23 protein-coding genes and 1 pseudogene are annotated in these 25,900 nt (G+C 62.9%); 14 read left to right on the forward strand and 10 right to left on the reverse strand.

The genetic code is table 11. The annotated features are described in order from the left end of the window. The first annotated feature begins 123 nt into the window (after nucleotides 1-123). From pdxR to AC1DN0_RS33880, 10 genes and pseudogenes are all read left to right on the forward strand, one after another. The gene (gene pdxR / locus AC1DN0_RS33835; RefSeq protein ID WP_441637664.1) at nucleotides 124-1,584 is read left to right on the forward strand and encodes a MocR-like pyridoxine biosynthesis transcription factor PdxR; all 1,461 of its coding nucleotides are present in this window, start codon (nucleotides 124-126) and stop codon (nucleotides 1,582-1,584) included. A gap of 298 nt (nucleotides 1,585-1,882) precedes the next feature. After that, nucleotides 1,883-2,251: pseudogene (locus AC1DN0_RS33840) on the forward strand (TetR family transcriptional regulator C-terminal domain-containing protein). Nucleotides 2,252-2,528: 277 nt separating this feature from the next. Then, nucleotides 2,529-3,413: an alpha/beta fold hydrolase gene (locus AC1DN0_RS33845; RefSeq protein WP_477146338.1), complete on the forward strand. Its 885-nt coding sequence runs from the start codon at nucleotides 2,529-2,531 to the stop codon at nucleotides 3,411-3,413. A 69-nt stretch (nucleotides 3,414-3,482) separates the two neighbouring features. Then, nucleotides 3,483-4,208, forward strand: a complete 726-nt coding sequence (locus AC1DN0_RS33850) for a cysteine hydrolase family protein (RefSeq protein WP_441632426.1) — start codon at nucleotides 3,483-3,485, stop codon at nucleotides 4,206-4,208. Between the two features lie 91 nt (nucleotides 4,209-4,299). Beyond that, nucleotides 4,300-4,530, forward strand: coding sequence for a DUF2798 domain-containing protein (locus AC1DN0_RS33855; protein WP_276290656.1), 231 nt, complete (start codon nucleotides 4,300-4,302; stop codon nucleotides 4,528-4,530). 111 nt (nucleotides 4,531-4,641) lie between these two features. After that, nucleotides 4,642-5,079, forward strand: coding sequence for a GNAT family N-acetyltransferase (locus AC1DN0_RS33860; protein ID WP_441632428.1), 438 nt, complete (start codon nucleotides 4,642-4,644; stop codon nucleotides 5,077-5,079). Then, entirely contained in the window at nucleotides 5,076-5,699 is a 624-nt protein-coding gene (locus AC1DN0_RS33865) for an FMN-dependent NADH-azoreductase (protein WP_441632430.1), read from the forward strand. The genes AC1DN0_RS33860 and AC1DN0_RS33865 overlap by 4 nt, the downstream gene beginning before the upstream one ends. Nucleotides 5,700-5,873: 174 nt before the next feature. Continuing rightward, entirely contained in the window at nucleotides 5,874-6,626 is a 753-nt protein-coding gene (locus AC1DN0_RS33870) for an SDR family oxidoreductase (RefSeq protein WP_276290653.1), read from the forward strand. 73 nt (nucleotides 6,627-6,699) lie between these two features. Then, nucleotides 6,700-7,179, forward strand: a complete 480-nt coding sequence (locus tag AC1DN0_RS33875) for a carboxymuconolactone decarboxylase family protein (protein ID WP_441632433.1) — start codon at nucleotides 6,700-6,702, stop codon at nucleotides 7,177-7,179. Nucleotides 7,180-7,183: 4 nt separating this feature from the next. Next, nucleotides 7,184-7,588 carry a cupin domain-containing protein gene (locus AC1DN0_RS33880; protein ID WP_441632435.1) on the forward strand — a complete coding sequence of 135 codons (405 nt, stop codon included), beginning with the start codon at nucleotides 7,184-7,186 and terminating at the stop codon, nucleotides 7,586-7,588. A gap of 252 nt (nucleotides 7,589-7,840) precedes the next feature. On the opposite strand, the gene AC1DN0_RS33885 is transcribed toward AC1DN0_RS33880, so the two are convergent. Next, on the reverse strand, nucleotides 7,841-8,698 hold the full coding sequence (locus AC1DN0_RS33885; protein ID WP_477146339.1) for a GlxA family transcriptional regulator: 858 nt from the start codon (nucleotides 8,696-8,698) through the stop codon (nucleotides 7,841-7,843). 197 nt (nucleotides 8,699-8,895) lie between these two features. Here AC1DN0_RS33885 and AC1DN0_RS33890 point away from each other — a divergent pair, with 197 nt between their 5' ends. Continuing rightward, nucleotides 8,896-9,708, forward strand: coding sequence for an MBL fold metallo-hydrolase (locus AC1DN0_RS33890; RefSeq protein WP_441632439.1), 813 nt, complete (start codon nucleotides 8,896-8,898; stop codon nucleotides 9,706-9,708). 159 nt (nucleotides 9,709-9,867) lie between these two features. On the opposite strand, the gene AC1DN0_RS33895 is transcribed toward AC1DN0_RS33890, so the two are convergent. The 9 genes from AC1DN0_RS33895 to AC1DN0_RS33935 form a co-directional block, all read right to left on the reverse strand. Beyond that, nucleotides 9,868-11,106 carry an MFS transporter gene (locus AC1DN0_RS33895; protein ID WP_441632441.1) on the reverse strand — a complete coding sequence of 413 codons (1,239 nt, stop codon included), beginning with the start codon at nucleotides 11,104-11,106 and terminating at the stop codon, nucleotides 9,868-9,870. A gap of 104 nt (nucleotides 11,107-11,210) precedes the next feature. Beyond that, on the reverse strand, nucleotides 11,211-12,002 hold the full coding sequence (locus AC1DN0_RS33900) for a 2,3-dihydro-2,3-dihydroxybenzoate dehydrogenase (RefSeq protein WP_441632443.1): 792 nt from the start codon (nucleotides 12,000-12,002) through the stop codon (nucleotides 11,211-11,213). Between the two features lie 55 nt (nucleotides 12,003-12,057). After that, a complete protein-coding gene (locus AC1DN0_RS33905; RefSeq protein WP_477146340.1) occupies nucleotides 12,058-15,933 on the reverse strand; it encodes an amino acid adenylation domain-containing protein in 3,876 nt (1,291 codons plus the stop codon). A 54-nt stretch (nucleotides 15,934-15,987) separates the two neighbouring features. After that, nucleotides 15,988-16,272: a DUF2218 domain-containing protein gene (locus AC1DN0_RS33910; RefSeq protein ID WP_477143242.1), complete on the reverse strand. Its 285-nt coding sequence runs from the start codon at nucleotides 16,270-16,272 to the stop codon at nucleotides 15,988-15,990. 53 nt (nucleotides 16,273-16,325) lie between these two features. Beyond that, entirely contained in the window at nucleotides 16,326-17,267 is a 942-nt protein-coding gene (locus AC1DN0_RS33915; protein WP_441632449.1) for an isochorismatase, read from the reverse strand. Nucleotides 17,268-17,273: 6 nt separating this feature from the next. Further along, nucleotides 17,274-18,905 (reverse strand): (2,3-dihydroxybenzoyl)adenylate synthase, encoded by a 1,632-nt coding sequence (locus AC1DN0_RS33920; RefSeq protein ID WP_441632451.1) that lies wholly within the window; start codon nucleotides 18,903-18,905, stop codon nucleotides 17,274-17,276. Then, complete coding sequence (locus tag AC1DN0_RS33925; protein ID WP_477146341.1) at nucleotides 18,902-20,167, reverse strand: isochorismate synthase; 1,266 nt, start codon at nucleotides 20,165-20,167, stop codon at nucleotides 18,902-18,904. The genes AC1DN0_RS33920 and AC1DN0_RS33925 overlap by 4 nt, the downstream gene beginning before the upstream one ends. A 137-nt stretch (nucleotides 20,168-20,304) precedes the next feature. After that, complete coding sequence (locus AC1DN0_RS33930; RefSeq protein WP_477146342.1) at nucleotides 20,305-22,413, reverse strand: TonB-dependent receptor domain-containing protein; 2,109 nt, start codon at nucleotides 22,411-22,413, stop codon at nucleotides 20,305-20,307. A 100-nt stretch (nucleotides 22,414-22,513) separates the two neighbouring features. After that, nucleotides 22,514-23,440 carry a helix-turn-helix transcriptional regulator gene (locus AC1DN0_RS33935; RefSeq protein WP_477111956.1) on the reverse strand — a complete coding sequence of 309 codons (927 nt, stop codon included), beginning with the start codon at nucleotides 23,438-23,440 and terminating at the stop codon, nucleotides 22,514-22,516. On the opposite strand from AC1DN0_RS33935, the gene AC1DN0_RS33940 reads away from it, so the two are divergent. The 3 genes from AC1DN0_RS33940 (at nucleotide 23,441) to AC1DN0_RS33950 (ending at nucleotide 25,683) form a co-directional block, all read left to right on the forward strand. Then, nucleotides 23,441-23,833: a hypothetical protein gene (locus AC1DN0_RS33940; RefSeq protein ID WP_441632458.1), complete on the forward strand. Its 393-nt coding sequence runs from the start codon at nucleotides 23,441-23,443 to the stop codon at nucleotides 23,831-23,833. A 94-nt stretch (nucleotides 23,834-23,927) separates the two neighbouring features. Further along, nucleotides 23,928-24,779: an alpha/beta hydrolase gene (locus AC1DN0_RS33945; RefSeq protein WP_441632460.1), complete on the forward strand. Its 852-nt coding sequence runs from the start codon at nucleotides 23,928-23,930 to the stop codon at nucleotides 24,777-24,779. A gap of 244 nt (nucleotides 24,780-25,023) precedes the next feature. Continuing rightward, nucleotides 25,024-25,683 (forward strand): 4'-phosphopantetheinyl transferase family protein, encoded by a 660-nt coding sequence (locus AC1DN0_RS33950; protein ID WP_441632462.1) that lies wholly within the window; start codon nucleotides 25,024-25,026, stop codon nucleotides 25,681-25,683. The last annotated feature ends 217 nt before the right edge of the window (nucleotides 25,684-25,900 follow it).

Genomic DNA, 25,900 nt, shown 5'->3' on the forward strand with positions numbered 1-25,900 from the left:
GATCGCCACTGTGCAGAAGCGAGCCTGCGGCTATCGCAATCCGGACCACTTTAAGATCGCCGTCTACTTCCACTGCGGTGGTCTCAACCTACATCCAGCTGCGCTGACCCACACGAAAGTCGGATGAACCTTTTTTTTATTTGCCAGGCTATGACGAAGTTACCGGCTCAGGATCCATCCAACGCAGCGCCGCTGCATGAGCAGATCTACGCCCGGATTCGTGCCTCGATTCAGCAAGGGCAACTGAAACCCGGGCAGCGGGTGCCATCCTTGCGTGCGTTTGCGGGCGAGCTCGGAGTGGCGCGCGGGACCGTTCAGGTCGCCTATGACCGACTCTTGGGCGAAGGTTACCTGATCGCCAGAGGCCCTGCGGGGACATTCGTTTCCGCGCAAATTGCGCCATCGCGCCCCCACCGCGTGGCCGCAGCGGCTGGATCCAGCCGCACGCCACCGGACCAGGAACTTACCGAGTTTTCGATCGAAACGGATGGTGGAATCCCCGTGCCGTTGCAACTCGGGCTTCCCGCGCTGGATGAGTTCCCGCGAAAACTATGGACGAGGTTGATGGCTCGGCAAATACGCAGCGCCGGCTCGCTGACCAGGCCGGCGTCAGCCGGATTTGGCCCGCTGCGAGAAGCGTTGGCCGCTTACCTGCAGCGCTCACGGGGCATCGACGCCCAGCCGCACCAGGTGTTCGTCGTGCCGGCATATACGGCCAGCCTTGCGCTGATTGTGGATGCGCTCAGGCTGGCGGGCGAAAGCGCCTGGGTTGAGGATCCCAGCTACCCTCCGACAGCCCAGTCACTCAGGCGCCTGAACCTGCAGGTCCGGAATGTGCCAGTGGATGATCATGGCCTCGACGTCGAATTTGGGCGTCAGCATTTTCCAGAGGCGCGCCTGGCCGTAGTGACGCCATCGCACCAGAGCCCGACTGGCGTGGCACTGACACTGCAACGTCGCGTCGAACTGCTCGACTGGGCCGGTGAGCGGGGCGCATGGATCATCGAGGACGACTACGACGGCGAGTTTCGTTACCGCGGCCACCCGTTGCCGGCCCTGAAGAGCCTGGACACATGCGACCGGGTGATCTATTGCGGCACGCTTAGCAAGGTGCTGTACCCGGGACTACGGCTCGCTTACGTGGTCGTGCCACAAAGTCTGGTGCCGACCATGAATCTGGCCTGCAGGCGCATGGTGCATGGCGGCTGCCCCGAACTCTTGCAAGCCGTGGCGGCGGAGTTTATTGCGCAGGGACACTTCGCCCGGCACATCAAACGCATGCGCACGCTTTACGCACGACGACGCGCAATGCTGGCCGAGGCGCTGGCGCCATACAAAACGGACGGCTTCACTGTTTGCCTGCAGGATGGCGGCATGCACCTTCTGGTCGACGTCAGGGACGATCTTGACGATCTGGCGATGGCCCGCCGCGCGCGCGAGGCAGGATTCGCCGTCCATTCGCTGACCGCCTGGCGGCATGGTGCGCCAGGGCGGCGTGGCTTGATGATGGGCTTTACCAATCTGCGCAGTCAGACTGAAGCCGATCGCCTGGTTGCCGAACTGATGCGCGCGCTGAAAGCATAGGCGATCGTCATGGGACGCTTGGCAAATAATCAACCAGTCGTCTATTGCTCTCCGCATCTGCTTAGCAACTATTGCGACATGCCAAGACCCGCCAACCCCGAGATCCGTAGCCGGCTGCTCATCGACGGTGCTCGTGTGATTCACAGCGCCGGTTTCAACGGGTCTGGCGCGGGACATCGTCGGTGCCACCGATGTTCCCAAGGGATCCTTCTACAGCTATTTCGACAGCAAGCAAGCCTTTGCCGCCGAAGTGCTCGAAGCCTATTGGGATTCCATTGAACAATGCCATGCCAAAGTAATGTATGACGCGCGCATCGCGCCGTTGGCCAGGATCGGAAAGTTGTTCGAGTTGCTGGTGGCGGACCACGCGGCACAAGATTTCACGCTCGGATGCCTTGTGGGCAACCTTTCTCTCGAATTGTCCAATACCAGCGGTGAAGTCCGAACGGCTCTGGAGCGCATTCTGGCGCGCTGGGAAGGCATGATCACATGCCTGCCTTGATGAGGCCAGGCTGCGCCAGGAACTGCGGCGGACGTAGATTCCGAGCAGCTCGCGTCCATCATTATCGAAGCCTGGGAAGGGGCGGTCCTGCGCAGCAAGGTCCAGCGCAATGGCGACGCCTGCCGACGATTTCAGCAAGTCACCCCCAAGCGGTTGTTGTACTGAAATTTTTTTGCGGCCTTAAAAAGACGACTGATCATATATATCAGGCACTGCGCACTCGCGCCAATAGATCACCTGGTCGACGCGCTAGCAACCATAGGTCATGCCGCCCCATGTCGATGGCCCAGTCGAAAACGATAAAGATGTGCCTGTTGCCTGTGTCATCGCCCAACTACATTGAAGCCTGCACAAACCAGCATGCATCGGCACCATGACCAAGAACCTGACGCTCAGACATATTCAAGGCAACGCGCGCACGCGCCAATAAAGGAGTCTCACCATGTCTTCAGATCGCAGCCTCGATCAAGGCCTATCGCGACGTAACCTGCTGGTGGGCAGCGCGGCCGCCGCCAGCGCGCTGGCGGCTTCCAGCTTGCCCGGACCTGCTGCGGCGGCACCGTCGGCAATGGGATCGAGTCCCTCAACGGCACGCGGCAAGGCCTCAGGCAGCTACATCACGGCAAAGGACGGCACCCAGCTCTATCGCGCCGTTGCACATGACCGTCGTGGCCACGGCCGTTCAAGCCAGCCATGGAACGGCAATGAGATGAACACCTATGCCGACGATCTGGCCACTGTGTTCGAAACCCTTGACCTGCGGGACGCCATCCTGGTGGGYTTCTCCACGGGKGGAGGCGAGGTGGCCCGGTACATCGGCCGGCATGGGACGCGACGCGTTTCAAAGGTGGTGCTGGTTTCGGCGGTGCCGCCTCTGATGGTAAAGACTGCCGCCAATCCGCGCGGACTGCCAATCGAAGTATTCGACGGCCTGCGTGCCGCACAACTTGCCAATCGGTCGCAGTTCTACAAGGACGTGCCGGCGGGCCCGTTCTATGGCTTCAACCGTCCCGGTGCAAAGCCGTCGCAGGGGTTGATCGACGCATGGTGGGCGCAGGGCATGCAGGGTGGACACAAGAGTACGTACGACTCGATCAAGGCATTTTCGGAAACCGATTTCACCGAGGATCTCAGGAAGATCGACGTGCCGACCCTGATCATCCACGGCGACGACGATCAGATCGTGCCGATCGACGCCGCCGGACGCGCATCGGCAAAGCTCGTCAGGAACGCGAAGCTGATCGTCTACCCCGGTGCGCCGCATGGGCTCACCGACACGCACAAGGACAGGTTCAACGCCGACCTGTTGGCATTCATCCGTAGTTGAAACGACGCCGAATCTGCCGGACCCCACAATGGCGCCGGCGGACTGGGCTCACCATAAGAGGTACTTCCCATGTGCAACCACCACGCCACCTATGCAGATCCCGTTGATCCGGCTCTGCCGAAGGCCAGCATCACGCTAGACCTGCCACGCACCGCGCTCGTCGTGATTGACCCGCAGATCGACTTCATGAGCCCCGAAGGTCGTAGCTGGGGCGTCGTAGGAGAAAGCGTGACGGAGCAGAACCTCGTGCCCAACCTGGTCCGTCTGTTCGAGGCCGCAAAGCAGGCTGGCATCACGGTCGCCATCTCTCCCCACTATTACTTTCCCCATGATCACACATGGAAAGTGCAGGGTCCCGCCGAAATGTTCCAGCATGCCATCGGCATGTTCGACCGTCCTGGCGCGCTGAACCTGGACGGTTTCCGTGACTCGGGCGCGGACTTCATGCCGGAGCTCAAGCCGTATATCGAGGATGGCAAGACCATCATCTGCTCCACGCACAAGCTGTACGGCCCGCAGGCCAACGACCTTGTCCTGCAGTTGCGCAAGCAGCGCGTCGACCAGGTGATCCTTGCGGGCATGGCCGCCAATCTGTGCGTCGAATCCCATCTGCGGGATCTGCTGGAGCAAGGTTTCGAGGTTGCTGTCGTGCGCGACGCCGTAGCAGGGCCGAAGCTACCGGAAGGCGACGGGTATCACGCGGCGCTGGTCAACTTCCGTTTCATCGCAAACGCGCTGTGGGATACCAACGAAACCGTGCAGCGGCTGGCAGGGAAGGTTGGCGCAGCCGCATAGCGCCTGTCATGCGCCAGGGGCGACAGCCCTTGGCGCGGCAATGGCGGGGTGCATGAGTGTCCGGTTCAAAGAATGCATAGGGGCGACTCACATGCCTAAGATTCCTTCGCGCTACAGCTATTTCGCCTACGGCGTAATCCAGGCCGGCTTGACCTGTTCCATCGCTGCTGCCATCGCAAGCATTCCATTTGCAGACGAAGGCCTGTTTCTTCAGCACTGGCTAAGGTCCTGGAGCGTCTCCTGGCTGACCATGCTGCCGGTTGTCGTGTCGGCCACACCCCTCATTCGCCGCCTGGTCGATCGAATGACAAACCACCCATAGGTCATACAACCTCAAGCCGATGGCCTAGTTGAAAACGACAAACATGTGCCTGTTGACTGTGTCATCGCTCAACTACATTGAAGCCTACACAAACCAGCACGCATCGGCACCATGACAAACAATCTGACTCTCGGACATGCGGAGACGGAGGCTGACATCCTCGCGTGTTTCCCTGTCATGCGGCAACTGCGCCCCAAGCTGCAAATGCCGGAAGACTTTCTGGCCAACGTCACGCTGCAAAGCGGGCAAGGCTACCGGCTGCTCGCGCTCTGGGACGCTGGCAAACCTGTTGCGCTGGCCGGATATCGTCGTCTTGACAACCTGATCCACGGGCGCTTCCTGTACGTAGACGATCTGATCACCGATGCGGGAGGCCGGGGGCAGGGCCACGGCGAGTGTCTGCTGCAAGCGCTGCGCGAGCTTGGACGCACAGAAGGCTGCCAGCGACTTGTCCTGGATACCGGACTTGCCAACGCGAAGGCCCAGCGCTTCTATTTCCGTTCGGGGCTGCTCGCCGAGGGCCTGCACTTCTGCATGGTGCTGCAATGAAGTCCCTCAACCTGCTGCTGCTTGATTGCAGCCCGCGCCGTGACTATTCCACCAGCCGGCACCTGACCGGGCAATTGCTGCCCGCGCTGTCCGCGCAATTCGGGCGGGAGATTCATGTGACGCGACGCAACCTTGGCGCCGAGCCGCTGCCAGCCATCACCGCGGAGTACGCGGAGTCGCTGCTGCTGCCCGCCGCCGAGGCAAAGGAACGCTATGGCGCGGCGCTTGCCGTGTCGGATGCGCTGATCAGGGAGATCGAACAGGCCGATCTGCTCTGGATCTCCACTCCGGTGCACAACTTCACGGTGCCGGCTGTGCTTAAGAACTGGATCGATCTCGTGGTTCGACGCGATGTGACCTTTACCGCCACGCCTGAAGGGAAAATCGGATTGCTGCGCGATCGCCCAACGTTCGTGGCGGTGACATCCGGCGGCGCCATGTTCCGGGATCCACCCGTCCAGCCCGATTTCTTTCGTCCGTATCTCTCTGCGGTGCTTGGCATCATCGGACTCAAGGATGTCAGGTTCACGCATGCGACGGGCCTGGCTTTTGCGGAAGTGCCTCAAATTGTGATCGAAGCGCAGGCCGCGCAATCGCTACGCAGCGGCGCGCTGATGTAACGCAGGGTATCGCAAGCTCATATTTTCGATAAACGAAAAGCAGCAGGTAACCCGCATCAGGATTGATGCCGGACAGGAAATGCCGCGCGCTTCGAGGCGATCTGGCGTGGGGGCCAGGCGTTACCTAACATAGTTTCGTGGATCACTCCACCTTCCTTAGTACGGAGAAGCATCATGAAGATTGTCATCATTGGCGGGACCGGCCTGATCGGCTCGAAGACCGTTCCCATTCTGCGCCTGGGCGGCCACGAGGTCGTCGCCGCCTCGCCGAAGAGCGGTGTCAACAGCATCACTGGCGCGGGGCTCAAGGAGGCCCTGGCCGGCGCTCAGGTCGTGATCGACCTCGCCAATTCCCCTTCGTTTGAAGATAAAGCAGTGCTGGAGTTCTTCGAGACTTCCGGCCGCAACCTTCACGCGGCGGAGGCCGCAGCGGGCGTCCAGCACCATGTCGCGCTTTCCATCGTCGGTACCGACCGGACCCCCGACAATGGCTATTTCCGCGCCAAGGTCGCACAAGAGAAACTGGTCGAGGCGTCCGGCATCCCGTACACCATCATCCGCTCGACCCAGTTCATGGAATTCAGTGGTGGCATCGCCGATTCCAGTACGAAAGGAAACATTGTCAGCGTTTCTCCCGGCCTGTTCCAGCCCATTGCGGCGGATGACGTTGCAGCCATCGTTGCCGACGTCGCGCTCGCGCCACCGCGAAACGGCATCGTCGAGATCGCGGGCCCGGAACGCGCACCGTTCAACGAAATCATCGCCCGCTATTTGAAGGCGGTTGGTGACCCGCGTGAAGTCGTGCGCGACCCCGAGGCACGCTACTTCGGCGGCCTGGTCGAGGAATACTCGCTCGTGCCGTTGGGCGAGGCACGCCTCGGGCGCATCGGCTTCGAGGAATGGATGCGTCAATCGCAACAAAAATAGTCCGAAGGGCACATGTCCAAGTAGGCAGCGCAGGTTCGTGAGTAAGAACTTGATCAAATCACCAGGAGTCAACATGTCTCAACGCACGAATTACTTCCAGCAATCGCCGGAACTGTCCAAGAAGCTCATGGAGCTCAGCGCGCTGTTCCAGAACACCACGATCGAACAACCCATTCGCGAGCTCGTCGAGATTCGCGCATCGCAGCTCAACGGCTGCGCGTTCTGTGTCGACATGCATATCAAGATGGCGAAGATCCATGGCGAACGCGAATTGCGCCTGCATCACGTGGCGATCTGGCGCGAGTCGACGCTGTTCTCGCCGCGCGAACGCGCCGCGCTGGCCTGGACCGAGGAACTGACCAACATTCCCGCCCAGGGCGTGTCAGACGAAATCTATGAACGCGTGCGCACCCAGTACAGCGAGAAGGAACTGTCGGATCTCACGTTCCTCGTGGGGGCGATCAATACCTGGAACCGCCTGAACGTGGCGTTCCGCATGGTGCCCGGCTCATCGGACAAGGCGTTCGGGCTCGACAAAGCCAATCTGGAGTGATGCCATGAAGACGGTCGCATCCATTGCGGCAACCCTGATGGTGTCGGGCCTCATGGTTGCACAGCCGGCCGCCGCCGCGCCGGAGGCAAGTGTCACGCCCTTGCTCACGGAGGCGTTGCCCGAATATCCGGGGAAGGAGGCCACGATGATCGTGGTGGAGTATCCGCCGGGTGCCGTCGATCCCGTGCATCGCCATGACGCGCACGCGTTCGTCTATGTGCTCGAGGGCAGCATCGTCATGGGCGTCAGGGGCGGAAAGGAGGTGACGCTCAAGGCGGGCGAAACCTTCCACGAACGTCCCAACGATATTCACACTGTCGGACGCAATGCCAGCACTACGCAGCCAGCAAAGTTCGTCGTCTTCCTGATCAAGAACAAGGGGGCGCCGATCCTGACGCCAGTGAAGTAGCCGCAGACCATCCACGCACCGGCTATGCCGGTGCGGCTGGATAGGCTGGCACGATGAATTGAACGGCGACGCCGTGGGTGACTGCATGCCGCGACCCATAGGATGACAAGTTTCTCCATGTCGTGCTCAATGGCGAGGCCGAAGCCATCGTTGCGGGGATGCGGATTTGCAGGTTCCACATTCTTTCCGTGATGTCGATATCGTGAGTCCGGCAGTTTTTCCCGCACGACCGTAGCAATGCCGAATGCCTCGTCATCTCGCAAACCGTTGCCTGTATTCCAGGGGCGTCAGCGAAGTCAGCTCCTTGAACATGCGGCGCATATTGGAATCGCTACTGAATCCTAGCTCCGCGCTGAGGACGCTGACTGGCGATGTCGTATGGATAAGGCGGTCACTGACCTGGTTCAGTTTGATACAGCGGGCATACGCCGCGATGGCGACCCCGGTCTCGCTTCTCACCTTGCGCGCGAGCGTGCGTTCCGACATGCAGAGTTGCTCGGCCAATTGCTGCACCGTGATCTGTTCGGCAGGCAATTGCTCAACCAGCGTGTGCAATTGGCGCAGCAAGCGGCTGGATTGCTCGATCAGGCTCATGGCCTGGAAGGCTCGGTGAGGCTGAACGGCACGGGGAAGTACCATCAGATTGACCAGGTCACGCAATACATCGGGACTGACATGCCGCTCTATCAGCGCCTCGGCAATAGGTAGGTAGCCATTCACGCCAGAAGCGGTGGCCGTACGCGCGGTGACGACACAATTCCGCTCGCTTTGCCATTTCACCTTCCTGTAGCGCTGCGCCATTGCCTCCGCCAACCACCAGGTAACGGTCGCGGCCTGGTCATTCAGTTGCCCGCTTTCCGCCAGCAAACAGACGCCGCTGCAATAGCTCCACAGCAGCAAGTTCTTGCGACGGGCCGCCAGCAGTGATACGAGGCCAGCGTTGGCCACAATCATGTCTTCCACCTGCCGCACTGACTCCGCCCAAAAGCCTGGCACCAGGAGGGCGTCAAGACTGGCGAGATCCAGCGGCCTGGAAACATGCAGTGACAAGCCGTGGGCGCATTCGACAGTCCCGGCGCGTAGCGCAACGTAATGCGTTTCGAACAGCATGCCGTTCGCGCGGCGATTGGCAGCGTGGAGCATATCGGAAAACGCGAATAACCCTGCYGGCATACAGCCCGGAAATAGAAGCAAACCAATGCGTAGTGGTTTTGGCATGGCAGAAACCGAATCAATTATGTCCAATCTCGCCATTCTCAACGGGTTTCCGCGTCGAGACAATAAGGTTTCTTCCCGGAGGCTTCGTCATGAAAATTCACCACCTTCGCAACGCGACCATCATTGTGGAGTTCGGGCCGAATCGAATCCTGATCGACCCGATGTTTGCCCCTAAAAATGCGCTTCCGCCTTTGCGGGTATTCGGCGCAAGGCAACGTAACCCATTGGTCGATTTACCCGAATCGGCTGCGACAGCGCTTGAGTCGGTCACCCATTGCCTGATAACGCATTGCCAGAAAGGTCATTTCGATCATCTGGACCGCGCGGCAAAAAGTTGGCTGTGCGATCGGCAGCTTCCGATCATCTGCACACCGCACGATGGGCGCCATCTGGCYGAACGCGGATTGAATGTCCAGCCGTTGCCGGAAGCGCACGGGCAGCCCAACCCCTTCATGGGCGGTCGGATTCGCACGGTTCGCTGCACGCACGGCCGTGGCTTGGTCGGCAAGCTGATGGAGCATGGGGTCGGCTATCTGATCGAGGTGCCGGATGAGCCCAGCCTCTACCTGAGCGGCGATACGGTACTCACGCCAACGGTCCGGGAGTTCGTTGCGCACCATCGCCCGCAAGTCTGCGTCGTACCCGCCGGAGGTGCGCGATTCGATATGGGTAGCGACATCATCATGGGCATCGACGAGGTCGTCGAATTCACCCGCCTGGCGCCTGGCACGGTGGTTGCGAATCATCTGGAAGCGCTCAGCCACTGTCCGGTGACGCGGTCCGCGCTAGCGCTCGCCGCAAGGCAGGCAGGTGTCGAAGCGCGGTTGCGCATTCCAAGAGACGGCGAGGTGTTGCATATGGCGGCCCCGGTCGGGGCGCGAAAGCAGTGCTCTCTGCCATAGGCACGGCGCGTGCAGCTCACGGGCCGTGCAACCCGGAGCAGCCAACTGATCCCCGCGCAGGTGGAACTCAAGGCTGCGCAGGCGGCCTTCCAGCTGGTGGCTCTTCGGTACCGTGAAGGTGGCACGAGTTACCGGGAAATGAACCAGGATGCCACACCGTCATGCTGCGACATGTCCCCTTGTGCCTCGCCAGGTCGCGCCGAACAGCACCAGCAACAGGATGCTGATCAATGCAAAGGTTGCGGGCGGCAGCAGGTCATAGAGCGCCGTGCCGAGCAGCGGCGCCACCACCATGCTTAGCCCTTGCGCGGCGGACATCGCGCCGGCGCTAGCGCCTTGCTCGGAAGCGGAGACAGCATTGCTGGCAAGCGCGGCAACTGCCGGGAACGCCGCGCCCATGCCCAGGGCGGCCACGGAATAGCTCAGGCACACGGCCATCGGCTGCGTTGGTCCGACCAGCAAGACGGATGCAAAGCCCGCGGCACCTGCCAATGCACCCCATCGCAGCCATTGCCGGGGCGCGACATGCGGCAGCCTGCTAACGATCGTTTGCATCAGGATCAAGCCGAGCCCGGCGCTGCCCAGGGCATAGCCTACAACGGCGGCCGCTTGGTGGGCCGCTACGTCCAAGCGGTCGATGACATAAAAGCCTAGCGAGCTGTTGGCCATCATGACGACGCTGAACAGCGTAAAGGAACTCAGCCACGGCAGGCGGATGCGGATGTCGGTGATCTTCAGGCGTTGCGGGGCGCGCGGAGCTTGTGGTTTGCGCGTGTCATGCAGACGCCCCAGCCATGGTAGTCCGACGAGCGGCAGCAGCGCAAAGACGAGCAGCGCGACGGATAGGTCGTATTGACCAAGCCAACCCGCCACGGGCGGAGCGAATACCATGCCAATGGCGCCAGCCGCGCCAAATCGTGCCAGGGCGGCAGCCCGTGACTGGGCCTCGGTGTGGTCGGCAATCCAGGCGGTGGCCGCCACGGGCAGGCCGGCAAAGAAGCCACCCATCGCCGCGCGCGTGAGCAGTAGCGCTGCGATATTCAAGCCCATGGCAGGGACGTGATGCGTACCACCTTGCAGCGCCCACCAGACGTAGCACGCCAACAGTACGTAGGAGACGGTGAAGCCGACGATCGCCATGCGGAGCACTGGCACACGGCCCCGGGCATCCACGGCTCGCCCCCAGACGCGGGCGGTTACGATCCAAACCAGCCCGACCATTCCGATGATGGCGCCGACATGCCAGGCCTGCAGATGCATCAGGCGGGCCATCGGCCCCGCCACGGCGATAAAGGCGTAGCTGCCTCCCATGGTCGTGAGATTGGCGATCAATAGCGGCATCAGCTCGGCGACGGGTAGCGTGACTGCAGACGTTGTCTGGATGGACTTGGTGGACATGGCGGTCCTGAAGGCAGAGGTACTGGTGGGTGGGCGATAGCAAGCGAAGGCAGTCGGTACGTTTTTGATTGAGTGACCGGGGCGCTGACGAAATTCGGCTGGATTCACACGCCCAGCGTGGCGCCGCCGTCTACGCACAAGCTGTGCAGCGTGACGTGCCGAGACGCGTTCGACAGCAGGAACAGCACGGCTGATGCGATGTCTTCGGGATCTGCAATGCGGCCCAACGGGATGCCCGTGCGATATGCGGGCAACGAACCCGCAATGACGCCTTTCTTGGTTCTCCTATTCGTCCATAGTTGGCGCTGCATCCGGGTGTCGGTCGAACCGGGGGCGACGATGTTGCAGCGGATGCCGTGCTCGGCGAGCTCCAGGCCGAGGCATTTGGTGAATTGATGCGCAGCCGCCTTGGATGCCGCATAGGCCGCCATCTGCATGCGTGGCACGAACGCCGCGTTCGAGCCAACCGTGACGATGCTGCCTCCTCGGCGCGGCATCATCCGTTGCGCCACTGCACGCGACAAGTGGAACACGCCGTGCATGTTGACGGCAAAGCTGCGGTCCCAGTCTTCGTCGCGCAGGGCATCGACGCTCGCGACGCGCAAAATGCCCGCGACGTTGGCCAGCATGCCGATCGGGCCGATCTGCGTGTCGATGCGATCCACTACGGCGCGCACGGCGGCGCCATCGGCGATATCTACCGTTACAGGATGAATCCGGTACCCGGCTGCCGCACCGTCGGTCGCCAGTTGTTCCAGCCCTTCCGCCTGGATGTCGAGCGCGGCGACGGCCACGCCGCGCGCGCAGAGCGCGCGAACCACGGCCGCGCCTATGCCTTGGGCCGCGCCGCTCACCACGGCAATGGATTCCGGAAAATCGGTAATGGTGCTGTCCATGCGATAAGACTCCTGTAAAAGAAGGGGATGCGGCGGCTGTTGCCGGCCGGCCCGGCTATGCCAGTCGCGCAGCCAGCGTTGCGCCGATGACAGCAATGGGCGCTGGGTCGGACATGCTGTCGTGCGAGCAGTCGAGCATGCTGCATTGCAAGCGGCCTGGCCGCAGATGCGGCCTCCAGCTATCGAGGCCAGGTAAGTGGCCGGGCTTGCGCGAGGCCCGGAAGAGCAGCAGTTCGCCGTCATACGACGGCGTCTGGCTCGCGCGGAACAACTGCATCTGGCGCAGCGTTTGCCGCGCGAACGCGTCGAGCCCGGACCGGCCCAGCGCGGCGAACGGGCTATTCGTGCGCAACAGCCGCTGACGCAGCGCTTCGTCCGCCAGTCCGGCCGTATCGAAATCGCCGTTGACGGTCAGCAGTATCTGCAACGCGTCGCGCAGGATGGGCTGCGGGTGCGCCACCCAGGCCGAGACAGGATAGCTGTCCATTAGCGCCAGCAAGCCAATCGCGTGGCCCTGCAGCGCTAGCCTTGCGGCGACGGCATGGGCCAGCGCGCCGCCCAGAGACCATCCCAGCAGGTGGTACGGCCCGTCAGACTGCAACGCACGCACGCGCTGCACGTAGCCCTCGACTAACGCGTCGAAGTCTTGCGCCGCCAGCGTTTGCTCCACCGACATCTGCAGGCCGTGCACGGTCATATCGGGCAGATGGCGTGCCAAACGCAGATAGCTCCAGGCGAGCCCGTCGGCCGGGTGCAGGCAGAAGAGCGCCGGGGCGCCGGACGAGCCAGTCTGGATGGGAAGCAACGGCGCAAAGGCATCGTGCAAGGCCTGTGGCCGGTAGGCCAGCGGCGCCGCCAGCGCATGGGCAAGCGCCTGCACCGTGCCGTGGCGGAAGAGCATGGACACAGGCACGTCCCGGCCCAATTCCAGCGCGAGCTGACTGGCCGTCTGCATCGCCTGCAAGGATTTTCCGCCTAGATCGAAGAAGTTCGATGTCGTCGTCAACGGCACGTCGCCCAGCACCTGGCGCCAGATCCGCATCACCTGCCGCTCGAGCGCACCTGCACCGTCCACATTGAGATCCGCGGCCGCGATCCGGCTCGCGGCATGTGCCAGCAGGGCCTTGCGATCCGTCTTGCCGTTGGGGCTGCGCGGCAATTGCTCGAGCACATGCCAGGCATCCGGAACAGCGGGCGCGGGCAATGACTGAGCCAGCATCGCCCGCAGCGCCTGCACGTCCCCCGTGCCCGCCACGAACGCGGCCAACGCGCAGATGCCAGGCCCGCGCTGCACCGGAACCACGGCCGCTTCGCGCACAGCGGGTGCGCCGAGCAGCAGGTTTTCGATTTCCAGCGGATCGATGCGCAGCCCGCTGATCTTGATCTGATGATCGATGCGTCCGAGAAAGCGCAGCTGCCCGCCTTGCAGTTGTGCCAGATCGCCGGTGCGATAGGCGCGCTGGCCGGAATCGGGCAAGCGGACAAAGCGCGCGGCCGTGAGCTGTGGGTCGTGCAGATAATGCAGCGCCAGTGCGTCGCCGCTCAACACTAGCTCGCCCGCGACGCCTGCCGCGACGGGATACAGGCGATCGTCCACGATGCGCGCTTCGATGCCGGGACGAGGCAAACCGATAGGCACGGCGTCGCCGGCCTCCCATGCGGCTCTCGGACCGCACAGCCGCGCGGTGGTCGCGATGATGGTGCTTTCGGTCGGGCCGTAGGTGTTCAGCAACACCTGTCCGGGCAACAGCTCTCGCCAGCGTGCTACCCGCTCGGGGAGGGCGGCTTCGCCGCCAATGATGGTCAGGCGCAGGCGATCAAGCTTGCGTGCGGTGTCCGGATCCAGGGCATGTGCGAGCACATGCCAGTAAGCGGTGGGCAGGTCGAGCACGGTGATGCCGAGGCGCTTCACCGACGTGGCGAACACCGTCGCCGAATCGAGCATCGCATCGTCGCGCACGACGAGCGTAGCGCCGTGGCAAAGCGTGATGAAGATCTCTTCCAGACTGGTATCGAAATGCAGCGGAGCGAACTGCAACACCCGGTCCGCCGGCTCGATGCCGTACGCCGCACGAGTGCTGGCCACAAAATGCGCGAGCGCCCCACGCCCGACCAGCACGCCGTTGGGCTCGCCGGTGGAGCCCGCCGTGTACAGCAGATACGCCGGGTGTTGCGGCTGCGGCGAACAGCAACGCGCGGGGCCCTCGATCATGGCGCCGGGCTGATCCAGATCCAGCACGGGCAGCGATCCGGCCAGCCCTCGCCACGGCATGCGCGTCAGCACCAAGTCGGGAGCCGCGTCGGTCAAGATGCTCGCGGTGCGCCGCGCGGGCCCCTCGGGATCCAACGGCACGAATACCGCCCCCACCCACAGGACGGCCAGCGTCGCGACGATGGCAGCCGGCGAGCGCGATGCCAGTACCGCGATCCGGCTGTGCTCGTTCATGCCGCGCCGCGCCAACGCGGCAGCCAAGGCCTCGACCTGTTTCAGGAGGCTTTGATAGTCCAGGCGAGCGCCGTTCGACTCGATGGCGATGTGGTCGGGGTAGCGCGCCGCCATCCGCCGCAGCAACGCGATCACGTCGAGTGCCGGTTCGTCCAGCGGCTTGCTCCGGCAGATCGACAGCGACGGCATATCGCCCAGCAACGGCGCCAGGGGCGCAGCGGGCGCATGGCCGGCCAGCGCGAAGAGCCACTTGGACAGACTGCCGGCCAGCGCCGTCAGCCGCGTCACGTCATAGGCGTTGGGATTGGCTTCCAGTGTCAAGTGCCATGCGCCGTTGCGTACGGCCAGCGTCAAGTTCAAGTCCTTGACGGGCCCGCCGCTCGCGGGGCGCGTTTCGCTGGACAGATGAGCGAAAGCCACCTGCCGATCGAATGGCATCAGGTTGACGGCCTGGTTGAACAGAAACTTGTTGCTCTCCAGCAGTCCCAGGTCGCCCCGTATCCAGCCGTAGCGATAGTACAGATGGGGCTTGATCRCGCGCAGCCTGCCGACAGTTTCGGCCACCAACGCCTGCAGTGACGCATCGGCGCGCACATGCGCGCTCAGCGGCACGATGTTCATCGCCATGCATGGCACACTGAGCGCAGGCGTGCCTAGCCGGTTCAGTACCGGCAGACCGAACGTCAGCTGCCGCTGGCCTGCCTGCTTGCCGAGCCACAAGCCGATGGCCGTGAGTATCCATGCGGCCCAATCCGCCCGAGCGGCTTCGGCGGCGGCGCGCAAGACCCTGACGTGCGCCGGATCCAGCAACAACGTATGGCGGATCGCCGTGTTGCCGAAGTCTTGCTCTGGTGCCAATCGTGCGGCAGAGGGCACCTCACGCAGGTGTTCACGCCAAAATGCCCGGTCGATGTCGAACTTGCCTGTTTGCCTGTAATGGGCTTCCGCGGCCACGACGTTGTCCAGCTTCCAATCGGGCAACGGCGGCAGGGGCGCGTGCGCCACGCGGGCGTTGTAGCGGGCGGCCACGGCCTGCTGGATCAGGCTGTAGCCGAAACCGTCGAGCGCAATGTGATGCACCTGCAAATACCACCAATGACATTGCGCCGAGAGCCTGAACAGCGCCGTGCGATACAAGGCGTCCGACGTCACGTCGCAACAGATGGACAGGGAGGTCTGCATCCAGTCCTGTGCAGCCCGCACCGGATCGGCCTGCGCGCCGAAATCCACCAGCGGCACTTGCGTGCAGGCCGGCTGGCGGCGTTGCCACAGGATGTCGTCATCCCACTCGAAACGCATGTGCAGCGCATCGCAGTGGTCAAGGACCTCTTGCACGCTGGCCATGAACGCAGCCATGTCCAGGGCGCCGCCGAGTTCGATCGTTTCCGCCGTTAGATACCCAGGATCGTGGGTATCGACTTGTTGTGCTACCCAGATGCCGTATTGCGCGGAGGTAGTGTGCATGCGTTGAGTTGTTTGCGGCATGAGGTGGCGTCCCACGGGAGGAATGCATAGACGGAGAAGAGAGCGGGCAGGGGATCAAGCCCGCTGCCAGTCGATCACGAGTTCCTTGTTGCGTGCCATGAGCGCCAGATGTTCGTCCATGACGTACTGAATTTTCTCCAGCTTTTCCGCTGACTCGGCTTCGCAACGCATGCGCAGTACGTCATCCGTGCGCGTGATCTGGCATCTGCCATATGGAAAATCGATGGCTGCAGTCTCCGCGTCAAACACGACTCTCACCTTGACGGCATAGTGCTTGCACATCTTGAACAGGATTCTGTCTGCTTGCGCCAAGGCGACTGCGGCGGTACTGACAAGCATGGCATTCTCGTTCGCTCGTGAGATCGGGCGTTGCATGCGCAGGAACGCCCCATTCATGCGCGCGTGTTGGCGGCGCCCTGCAGCAATCGCCACCATGCGGCGAGCGTCGGCTCTTGCGCCAATTGCACGAAGCTGACGTCCGCGCCGGCCTGGCGCAGTTCCTCGACCCAGGCCATGATGCGCACCGAGTCCAGTCCCCAGTCCATCAGGTTGTGGTGCGACTGCAAATCCGTTTCCACTATCTGCAGGCTGCGCGCGACCTGCGCCGTCAGYGCGGAGAGCGACCGCGGCCTGACGAAGCCGCGCGCGGCAATTCCGGCGGCCAGTTCTTCCGTGCACACGACCTTGCCGCAGCGCTGCGCCACGTAATCGAGCGCCATGCTGTGCGCCTCCCGGGAAAAATCGGCCAGTGCATCGGCCACGAAGAATGGCTGGATGTCTCTCATGAACGCCTCGCACGCTGTCATCAGGCAGCCGATGTGCGCGTAGATGCCGCAAATGGCAAGCTGGTCCCTTTGTTGCTGGCGCAGCATGGTTTCGAGTTCTGAGCGCTGAAACGCGCTGTAGCGCCATTTGTCGAGAATATGATCGCCAGGCGAGGGGGACAGGCTCGCGCAAATGGCGCCGCGCGTTGGCTGCGCCGTCAATCCGGGGCCCCACATGTCCGTCAGCAGGCCTCGTTCGGTCGCTGTCTGCCGAGGTAGTTGCGCGGTGTAATACACCGGCATGCCGGTAGCGTGCGCGATATCGATCAGGCGCCGCGTATGTGCCAGCAGATCAGGAATGGGAGCTGCCCGACGGTCATAGAAATCCAGGAAATAGTCCTGCATGTCGTGCACCAGCAAAGCCCCGCGACTGACATCGAAACACCATGCCACCCGATTGGCAGGCAAGTCCGCGGGCATGGTGTAAGAGGTGATCTTTTGGATTGCCATATCAACGATACGAATATTCAGTGGATGTGATGGATGACGCGGGGCGGGCTGTTCATTCACCGTGATTTATCCGGCGGCCGCCTCGGCGGCTGCCAGCCGATTCGCGATGTCCCTGCGCAATGCCAGCTTGTTGGTCTTGCCGACGGCCGTCTTCGGGAGTACGTCGACGAACTCGACGCGGTCAGGAATCTTGTAGGCGGCAATGCCTTGCGTGCGCAGAAAGCGCAAAAGGCCTACCGCGTGCAGCGCCGGATTGCCGCGGATCACATAGGCGCAGATTTTCTCGCCCAGATAGGCGTCGGGCATCGGCACTAGCGCCGCATCGACGACCTCGGGATGCGCCATCAGCAAGTGCTCCACTTCTTCAGCCGAGACCTTCTCGCCGCCGCGATTGATCTGATCCTTCGCACGGCCTTCCACCACCAGATTGCCCGCTTCCGTCATGCGCACACGGTCGCCGGTGCGGTAGAAGCCATCCGGCGTGAAAGCGCGCGCGTTATGCGCATCGGCCTTGTAATAGCCGCGAATGGTGTAGGGGCCGCGGGTCAGCAGATGGCCCACCTCGCCCGGCGCGACGGGCTGATCCTCGTCATCCACGATGCGGATCTCATCGTCCGGCGAGAGCGGGCGGCCTTGCGAGCGCACCACCACGTCGACAGGGTCGTCGAGCCGCGTATAGTTGACGAGTCCCTCAGCCATCCCGAACACCTGCTGCAGTTTCGCGCCCAAACCGATCTCCAGCCGCTGCGCCAGCCTGTCGCCGAACCGGGCGCCCCCGACCTGCACCACCTGCAAACTGGCCAACGCATCCCGCCGCTCCCGGGCGGCGGAAAGCCAGACCTGTACGAGCGGCGGCACCAGCGCGGTGATGGTCACCCGTTCCCGCGCAATCAACGGAAAGGCCGCATCAGGGTTGCCGCTGTCGCTCAACACGACGGTCCCGCCCGCATGCAGCGTGCCCAGCGTGCCGGGCGAACTCATTGCGTAGTTGTGCGCGACGGGCAAAACGCACAGGTAGACGCTGTCCTCGGTCAGGCCGCAGATGCGCGCGCTTTCGCGAATGCTGTAGAGATAGTCGTCATGCGTGCGGGGGATCAGCTTCGGCGTGCCGGTGCTGCCGCCGGACAACTGCAGAAGCGCGACGTCGCTGGCGGCGGGAGCCGCGGGCAATTCGGCCACGCCTGCAGGCAAGCTGTCCAGCGCGATGTGACCTCCCGCATCGCCGGCTATCAGTACATGCTTGAGCGTCGGCGCTTCCGCTTGCACGCTCTTCGCCAATTCGCGGTAGTCGAATCCGGCATGACGGTCCACCGCGATATAGGCCACCGCTTCGGCATGCCGGCAAAAATGGCCGATCTCCTGCTTGCGGTGGGCCGGCAGTGCGAAGACCGGCAGCGCACCGATTCTGAACAGCGCGAAGACAACGATGAAGAATGCGGCGCAATTCGGCAACTGCAGCACAACGCGATCGCGCGGGAGAATCCCCAGTTCGACGAAGCCGCTGGCCAGACGCTGTGCCTCATCCGCGAGCTGGCGGTATGTCCATCGCGTTTCGCCCTGCACCAACGCGATACGCCTGCCATATTGCTCGGCCAGTCGAGCCAACCACTGTGGAAAGGACTGACCCTGCCAATATCCCTTCCCGCGATAGTCGTTGGCGACCGCATCCGGCCAGGGCGTGCAATGGGCCTGTATCATGCCGCCACCTCCGGCGCCGCACCGCTCGCGGCATCATGAGCCACGCCCATTGCGTCGAGCATCGTGCGGAACTTGGCCGTCGTTTCCGCCAGCTCCCCATCCGGCTGCGAATCCCTCACCACGCCCGCTCCGGCAAACAGGCGCAAGGTATTGGCGGCGATTTCCGCGCAGCGGATGGCGACAATCCACTCGCCGTCGCCGCGCGCGTCCACCCAGCCCAGCATGCCGGTGTAAAAGCCGCGATCGAACGGTTCGGTCTGCAGAATCAGTTCCCTCGCGACACTGCGCGGATAGCCGCACACCGCGGGTGTGGGATGCAAGGCCAGTGCCAGCGTCAATGCATCGGCCCGCGTCGTGCCACTGATTTCAGTCGACAGATGCCACATCGTCTCTGTGTGCATCAGCGCGGGCCGTCTGGGCACATTCAGCATCTTGCACAGCGGAGCCAGGCTCTCTTTCACGGCATCGACAACCACGCGGTGCTCTTCCAGATCTTTTGCGGACTCCATCAGCGCTTCAGCGCGGCGACGGTCCTCAAGCGGGTTGCTGCTGCGGGGGGCCGATCCAGCCAGCGGATTGGCCCGCACTACGCCCTGGTAGCGGCTGACCAGCAATTCGGGGCTGGCTCCGAGCAGCGTGCGTCCTTCGCCCACCTCCACCGAGAAGGTGTAGCCGCGGGGATTGCGCGCCGCGAGACGGGWGAGCAGCGCGCGCGCATCTACCGGGTGCCTGCCGGCCAATTCCAGCACTCGCGCCAGCACGACCTTGTCCAGATAGCCGGCGTGAATGTTCGCTATGGCCTGCGCTACCCCGGCCGCATAATTTTCACCAGAGGGAACTGCACGCGTCGCGTAGCGTTCGGCGGCAGGCAGCGGCGGTGGCGAAACGGTCAGGGGCCCGGCACGCAGCAACGCGCGGACGACACCAAGCGCCGCGCGCTGGCCAACGTCGAACGGGATCGCGCCGGCCGCCACCGCGTTCGGATGCCCCTTGGCGCTGGCTTGGTTCAGCGCAAGCTGTACACGCTGGCCTAGCGGGTCGTCGGAATGAGGCACTTCGTCGATGACATCCTGCGCCAGCAACGTATGACTGGGGCTGGAGAGAAAGAGCCGTGAATCTGCTCGGTACAGGTCCAGGAGGAGATGTGCCGTGAGTGAAGATTCCGCACGAGGAATAGCATTCATTCTTTTTGCCCCCAACTTAGGTTGACGTGAAAGGATTCGCATACCGGTCCCACGTTTCTTCTCACCTGCAACGGTCATGCGTCATTGCTTGCTTTTCATTGCACTGGCCATGGCCGAGCAGTAACGAACGAGTCAATCGGCATGTGAACAATCCGAATGGATAGCATCACTAATAAATACATGGGACGTCGGGTCGTGAGTGCGATTGAAGATCTTTACATCTGAGCTGTCAGGCTCAGCGCGAAGCGGCGGCCTTGGTCCACCATCCAGTTGCCGCTCAAGCCGTTGGCGCGACTACGGTCGTCCACGGGCACCATCTTGTTGGTCAGGTTCAGCACGGCAAAATTGATCGCGAGATTCTTGGATATGCGATACATGCCGCCCAGATCGAACGTGGTGGTGGAGGGTCTTTCGCGTACGCCCTGGGCGCCATTCCGGAATGCTGCCCATTGCTCGCTGCCGATGTAGTTGATGTCGGTGTAGAGATTCAACTGGGGCAGGGGTGTCCAATCCACCTGCATATTGAGCTTGTGTTTTGGTGTCTTATCCAATGGGTAACCGTTCAGCGAGCTGCCATTGAATGCTCTTTCCGATTTGCCCTCGCGTCGCGATTGGGTCATCGTGTACGACCCGGAGATCTTCCATTGCGTGGCCAGATGTGTGCCGACGCCAAGTTCGAGGCCGTACAGTTTGACCTTGTCGATGTTGTTGTACGCATAGATATTGCGGCCAGGGGAGTTGGGGTCGGCGACCCCCGTGTCGTAGCTGGATACCTTGTTTTTGAGCAGGTTGTTGAATAGGGTGAGGCTGACTTGACTCTTGCCCTGGTCGTAACGCACGCCCAGTTCCTGCGTGAGGCTGGTTTCGGGCTTGAGGTTCGCGTTCCCGCACAAGGTACCGGGGACGGCGCCCGCCACGCCGCCGGTTGTCATGCAATATCCAGCGGTGCTCTGACGCAGAGTAGGGGGTTTGAAGCCGGAGGACACGCCGCCGCGCATCGTCCATGTCGGGCTGAGTTTGTATACGCCGTAAACGCGCGGGCTGACATGGCTGCCATACCGATCGTCATGGTCGAGCCGCACGCCTGTGGTCAGCGTGAATCTGCTGTTGACGAAATAGTCGTTCTCGCCGAACAGGGCCCAGGCATCGCGCTTGATGCTGTCCGAATTCGGGGCATGGCCCTTCGGCACCGCATCCTGCCTTCCCACGCCGGACAGCTGGGCCCAGATATGCTGACCACCCGCGGTCAGGATATTGCGCTCTCCCGCCCATGGCACCTCCAGTTTCCCTTCGAGCACCGTGTCGGTAATCGCCGGCTTGATCGGAGTCCGGTCCGATGCCGTCCACTGGTCCTGCGTGCCACGCTCTCCATAGAGGGACAAGGTGGAGTTGCCGAAGTCCCATCGTCCACTGTGCGTGACGCCCCAGTACTCGCGCGCATGGCGAGTCTCGACGATGGTCGTTGGCACATTGCGTGGGGTCGGGACCGCGATACTCTGTCCGGGCGTGCTGAGATAGGTCAGTTGCTCTCGTCCCGCATTCAGGCTGAAATCCTGATTGCGCGCCGGCTTGACCGCCAGCTTGACGTCAAAGCTGAGGTCGCGTTGACCGTTTGCGCCGCTGGTGCCATTGAGCGGGTAATAGATATTGTCTTCGCCGCGATGCAACGCCTTGCCCGACACCTGCAAGCCGACCACATCTTTCTTGATCGGGCCGCCGACCCAGAAATCGACGCTTTGGGTGTCGCCCTGGTTTTTCTCCTGCTGCAGCACGCCGCCGACGGTGACCGTGCCGCCCCATTTCTCGGGAACCTTGCGCGTGATGACGTTGATCACGCCGCCCATCGCATCCGCGCCGTACAACGACGACATCGGGCCCCGCACCACCTCGATGCGCTCGATCGCGCTCAACGGAGGTAGCAGATTGGCTTGAACGCCAGCCGTGCTTCGATTCATCGTCTCCCTGGTGTTCTGACGTTTGCCGTCCACCAGCATCAGCGTGTATTCGCCCGGCATTCCGCGGATCRAGATGTCTTGGTCGTTAGGGCCGGCGCCGACCACGCTGACACCTTCCACGGAACGCATGATGTCGGCCAGCGAGTTGTATGGTCTGGCCTCGATATCCTTGCGAGTGATCACGGAAATGCTGGCCGGGGCCTCCTTGATGGCCTGCTCGCGCTGACTGGCAGTCACAACCACGGTCCCCAGCGTTGCCTCGCCATCTGGTGGCTGCCCCGGTTGTATCTGCGCCAAGGCACCGGATGCCCCCAGGACACCGGCAGCCACTGCGGACTTGAGGGCAAAACAGGGTAAGGAATGTGACATGATTTCAACTTAGTTAATGAGAGGCATTCGCGTTTCATTATCTAGGTTGAAAGCATGCGAAGTGTTTGCGCAAGAAACGAACTTGTTTGCGCGACTGTCTTCAGCGCTGGCCGCTGCGTCGGGCAAGCTTCGGTGTCACCCCGAAACGCCGTTTGTAGGCAGTTGCGAAATTTGCAGGGCTGGTATAGCCGGCTAGTGCCGCCGCTTGCTTGATGCTGAGGGCATCGTGCTCCAGCGCCAGCCGGGCTCGCTGAAGCGAGCTCTCGCGCAAAAAATCGAATATGGTCGTGCCGTAGGCGCTCCGGAATTGCCGCTGCATGGTGTTGGCGTTCATGCCCATTTGGCGCGCCATATCCTCGAGCGAAAGCTGGTTGGCTGCCGCACCGCTAAGGAATGCCCGCAGCTCCGCCATGCGGCAATACCCTCTTGCGCTAAGGCCCGTCGCACTTGGCTGCGCGAAATTGTGGATGATGCTCTGGCTGCCCCGGGGTGGCGCCAATGCCTCCGCCAGCAGGTCCAGCATGCGGCTTTCCAGGTAAATGGCCTGCAAGATCGGTTCATAGGCAGGCGGTCGGACGATCTGCTCGGCCAGGGCTATCGCGCGTGGCGTAGGCTGCCAGGGCTGCGTTAGCAGGTGAGAGGACAGCAGAGAACGCAAGCGCGCCGGCATCTCCGCGCAACTGGCCTCCTGGAGGTGCTGCAGCCATTGGTCGGAGATGACGAAGCTAAGTCGTCGCGCATAGTTTCCTTTGCTGATTCGACGGCTGAAGGCTTCGGGCTCGATGGCATTCATCAGGAATGACTGAGCGCAGCCCGGTCGCCCATGGGAAAGCTCGCGTGCGCTGCGTGGGCAGGCAGTCGTCAGTACCACGCGCCGGTTGCCATACGACAGGTCCAGCTTTCCCTCGAGCAGCAGCACCAGGTGCAGGCCGGGGGCGCAGCGTCCGAAGACGGTGCCATTGAATTCGTCCGTCGCGTCATCGGCGTGCACTTGCAGGCCCGGTCGCACTTCACGGATCTTGGCCATGTGTTCAGCCAATCCTGGCTTGCTGGGATCAAGAAGACGGTCTTCGAGCGCATCCATGCTGCCTGCCCCTCTGAGCTTGGCGGTGCCGACCGCTTATCCGGCGGGGCGGCGCAAACCATTTCGTTGCTTCGCCAAACAAACGGCGCTACAACGCACATCCCTTTCAGGATAAAATTAAATGAGAATCATTATCATCACCGGATCGACGTGAGAAAGACAAGTAAATTTTTGTTGCGGCTCTGCGCGCAGGTGCTGTGTTGCACGGTGAGCGCAGCGCAGGCACAGGAGACCGTTATCGAGCTGGCGGGCTGCAGCGCCCGCATTCCCGCCAACACCGCGCGCATCCAGCCGGTCGCGCTGCAGGGCGAATGCTGGACGAGCCTCGGGCCTTGACATGCCGGTATCCGCATCCATCACACGCCGCACGCTGTTGTTGGCGAGCCTGGGGGGCGCGCTCTCCGGCTGCGTCACGTCCATGAGATCCGGCTTGCCGAGCCTTGCCGCTTCGGCGCCCGTTCAGGTCCCTGCGAGCCGGCAGATCGACGTGACGATCGCCGGGCAACGCCGGCGCATTTTCGTCGCATTGCCGCCCGAGCCCGCGCCGCAGCAGGGATATCCCGTCTTGTACGCGCTGGACGGTAACGCGTTGTTTCCCCTGATCGCGCAGTTGGCGCGCAACCGCGCGGCGCGCCCCGATGGAGCGCGGGCCAGTACGCCGGTAGTGGTCGGGCTGGGATATGCCACGGATGCCCCTTACGACATGCAGAGGCGCACCGACGACTACACTTTGGCCGCGATACCGGGCTCAACACCCGAAGCGAGCCGCAACGGTGCAGATCGCTTCCTGGCCTTTCTCGAGCATGACGTGCAGCCGTGGCTGGCGCGGCAGCTACCCATCGATCCACAGCGGCAGATCCTGTTCGGCCATTCCTATGGCGGATTGCTGACCTTGTACGCCTTGTTCACCCGCAGCCGCATGTTTCAGAACTACATCGCGGCCAGCCCCTCGATCTGGTGGGGCGATCGCGCCATCCTGCGATTCCGGGACCAGTTCGTGCGGCAGGCGTCGCTGCTTCAGCCGCCCATCGGCTTGCTGATCACGGCAGGCAGCCTTGAAGAAGGCGTGCCGAACGCGGATCCGGAACGCGCGCGCCGCCAGCAGGCGCGCAAGCAGGTCGGCTCTGCCCGCGCTCTCACGCAGAGCCTGCAGGGCGTGCAGGGATTGCGGGCCGAGTTCCGTCTGCTGGAGGGCGAGGACCACGGCAGCCTGGTTCTCCCCAGCGCTGCCTTGGCCGTCAGCATAGCCTGCGCCCCGCCGTCAACCGGAGCTCCGGCATGAGCACCTCAAACTGCAGCAAGGCTTTCACACGCTGTTCGGCAACAGTGTCCAGGCTATTCGAACGTCAACCATTTCAGCGCCGCCTTTCGCAAGGAGTTCGGCGTACTTCCCAGCGAATTCCGACGACGTGTCAATAAGCCCGGTGCCGCTCGTTTACCGCCTGAGGCTGCTCGGGGTCCTTGTGGAATGCGCCTGCTGGTCGGGCTTGCATGATGACGCGGCGCGCGATGCCGAGGATTGGCTCTTGCTGGACAGCGACGAACGTATGCGCTGGGTGGCGTTTCCCCGTGAGAGAGAGCGGCGGCGCTTTCTGCGCAGCCACGCAGGCTTGCGGCGGCGGCTTGGCTTGTGGCTTGGGGCGGCGCCGCAGTCGCTGCACTTCGAGATTGCGGCTGGCGGCAAGCCCTGGCTACCGGCTTGGCCGGACGTTGACTTCAGCCTGAGCCATAGCGCCGAGTGGTCGGCCTTGGCACTCGTCCGGTCGAGCACGGTACGCGTGGGCAATGACATCGAGGCCGTTCGGCAACTTGACGCCCCCCCGGCATTGGTGCGCCACGCCCTGCGCCGCGAATCAACGGCACTGGCCGCACTGCCGCCCGCCTGCCAGGCCCAAGGCGTGCTGCGGGCTTGGACGGGCAAGGAGGCGGTGCTCAAGGCCCTCGGCACTGGGCTCGCGGGGCCAATGGACGCCTTCTGCTTGAAACTGGACGCGTGCGGGCGGCCTCTCGGCCTCGATTGGGATCCGTCTTGCGAGCATTCGGGCGAACCGTTCGTGAGGCAGCGCGCTTTGCCGCAGGATGCCGCCCGCCATGGAGGTGCGGGGAATCGGATCACCGTGCGGGGGCTACCGGAACCCCCAGGGCTGGCCGCATGGAGTGTCGCGGCCGTCTCCGGTAGGTGGTGAACCCGGACAACGTCCAGGTCCCATGGCAACGCCCACGCCATCATTCCCGGCTGGACCAGCGCTTGCCGCCGCGGTGTTTGTCCCCGTGGCGCATGCACCCATCCGCTCGATCCCCGTCACCGCGCCGGAATAGGTTAATCTTCCGCGCAGATGACCGACCTCAACTTGCCGGCGCCGGGACGTCCTCCGCCCCGGCGCCGGCTCTCGTATCCCATGA

The sequence above is a fragment of the Cupriavidus sp. 05N39 genome, from assembly GCF_056397325.1.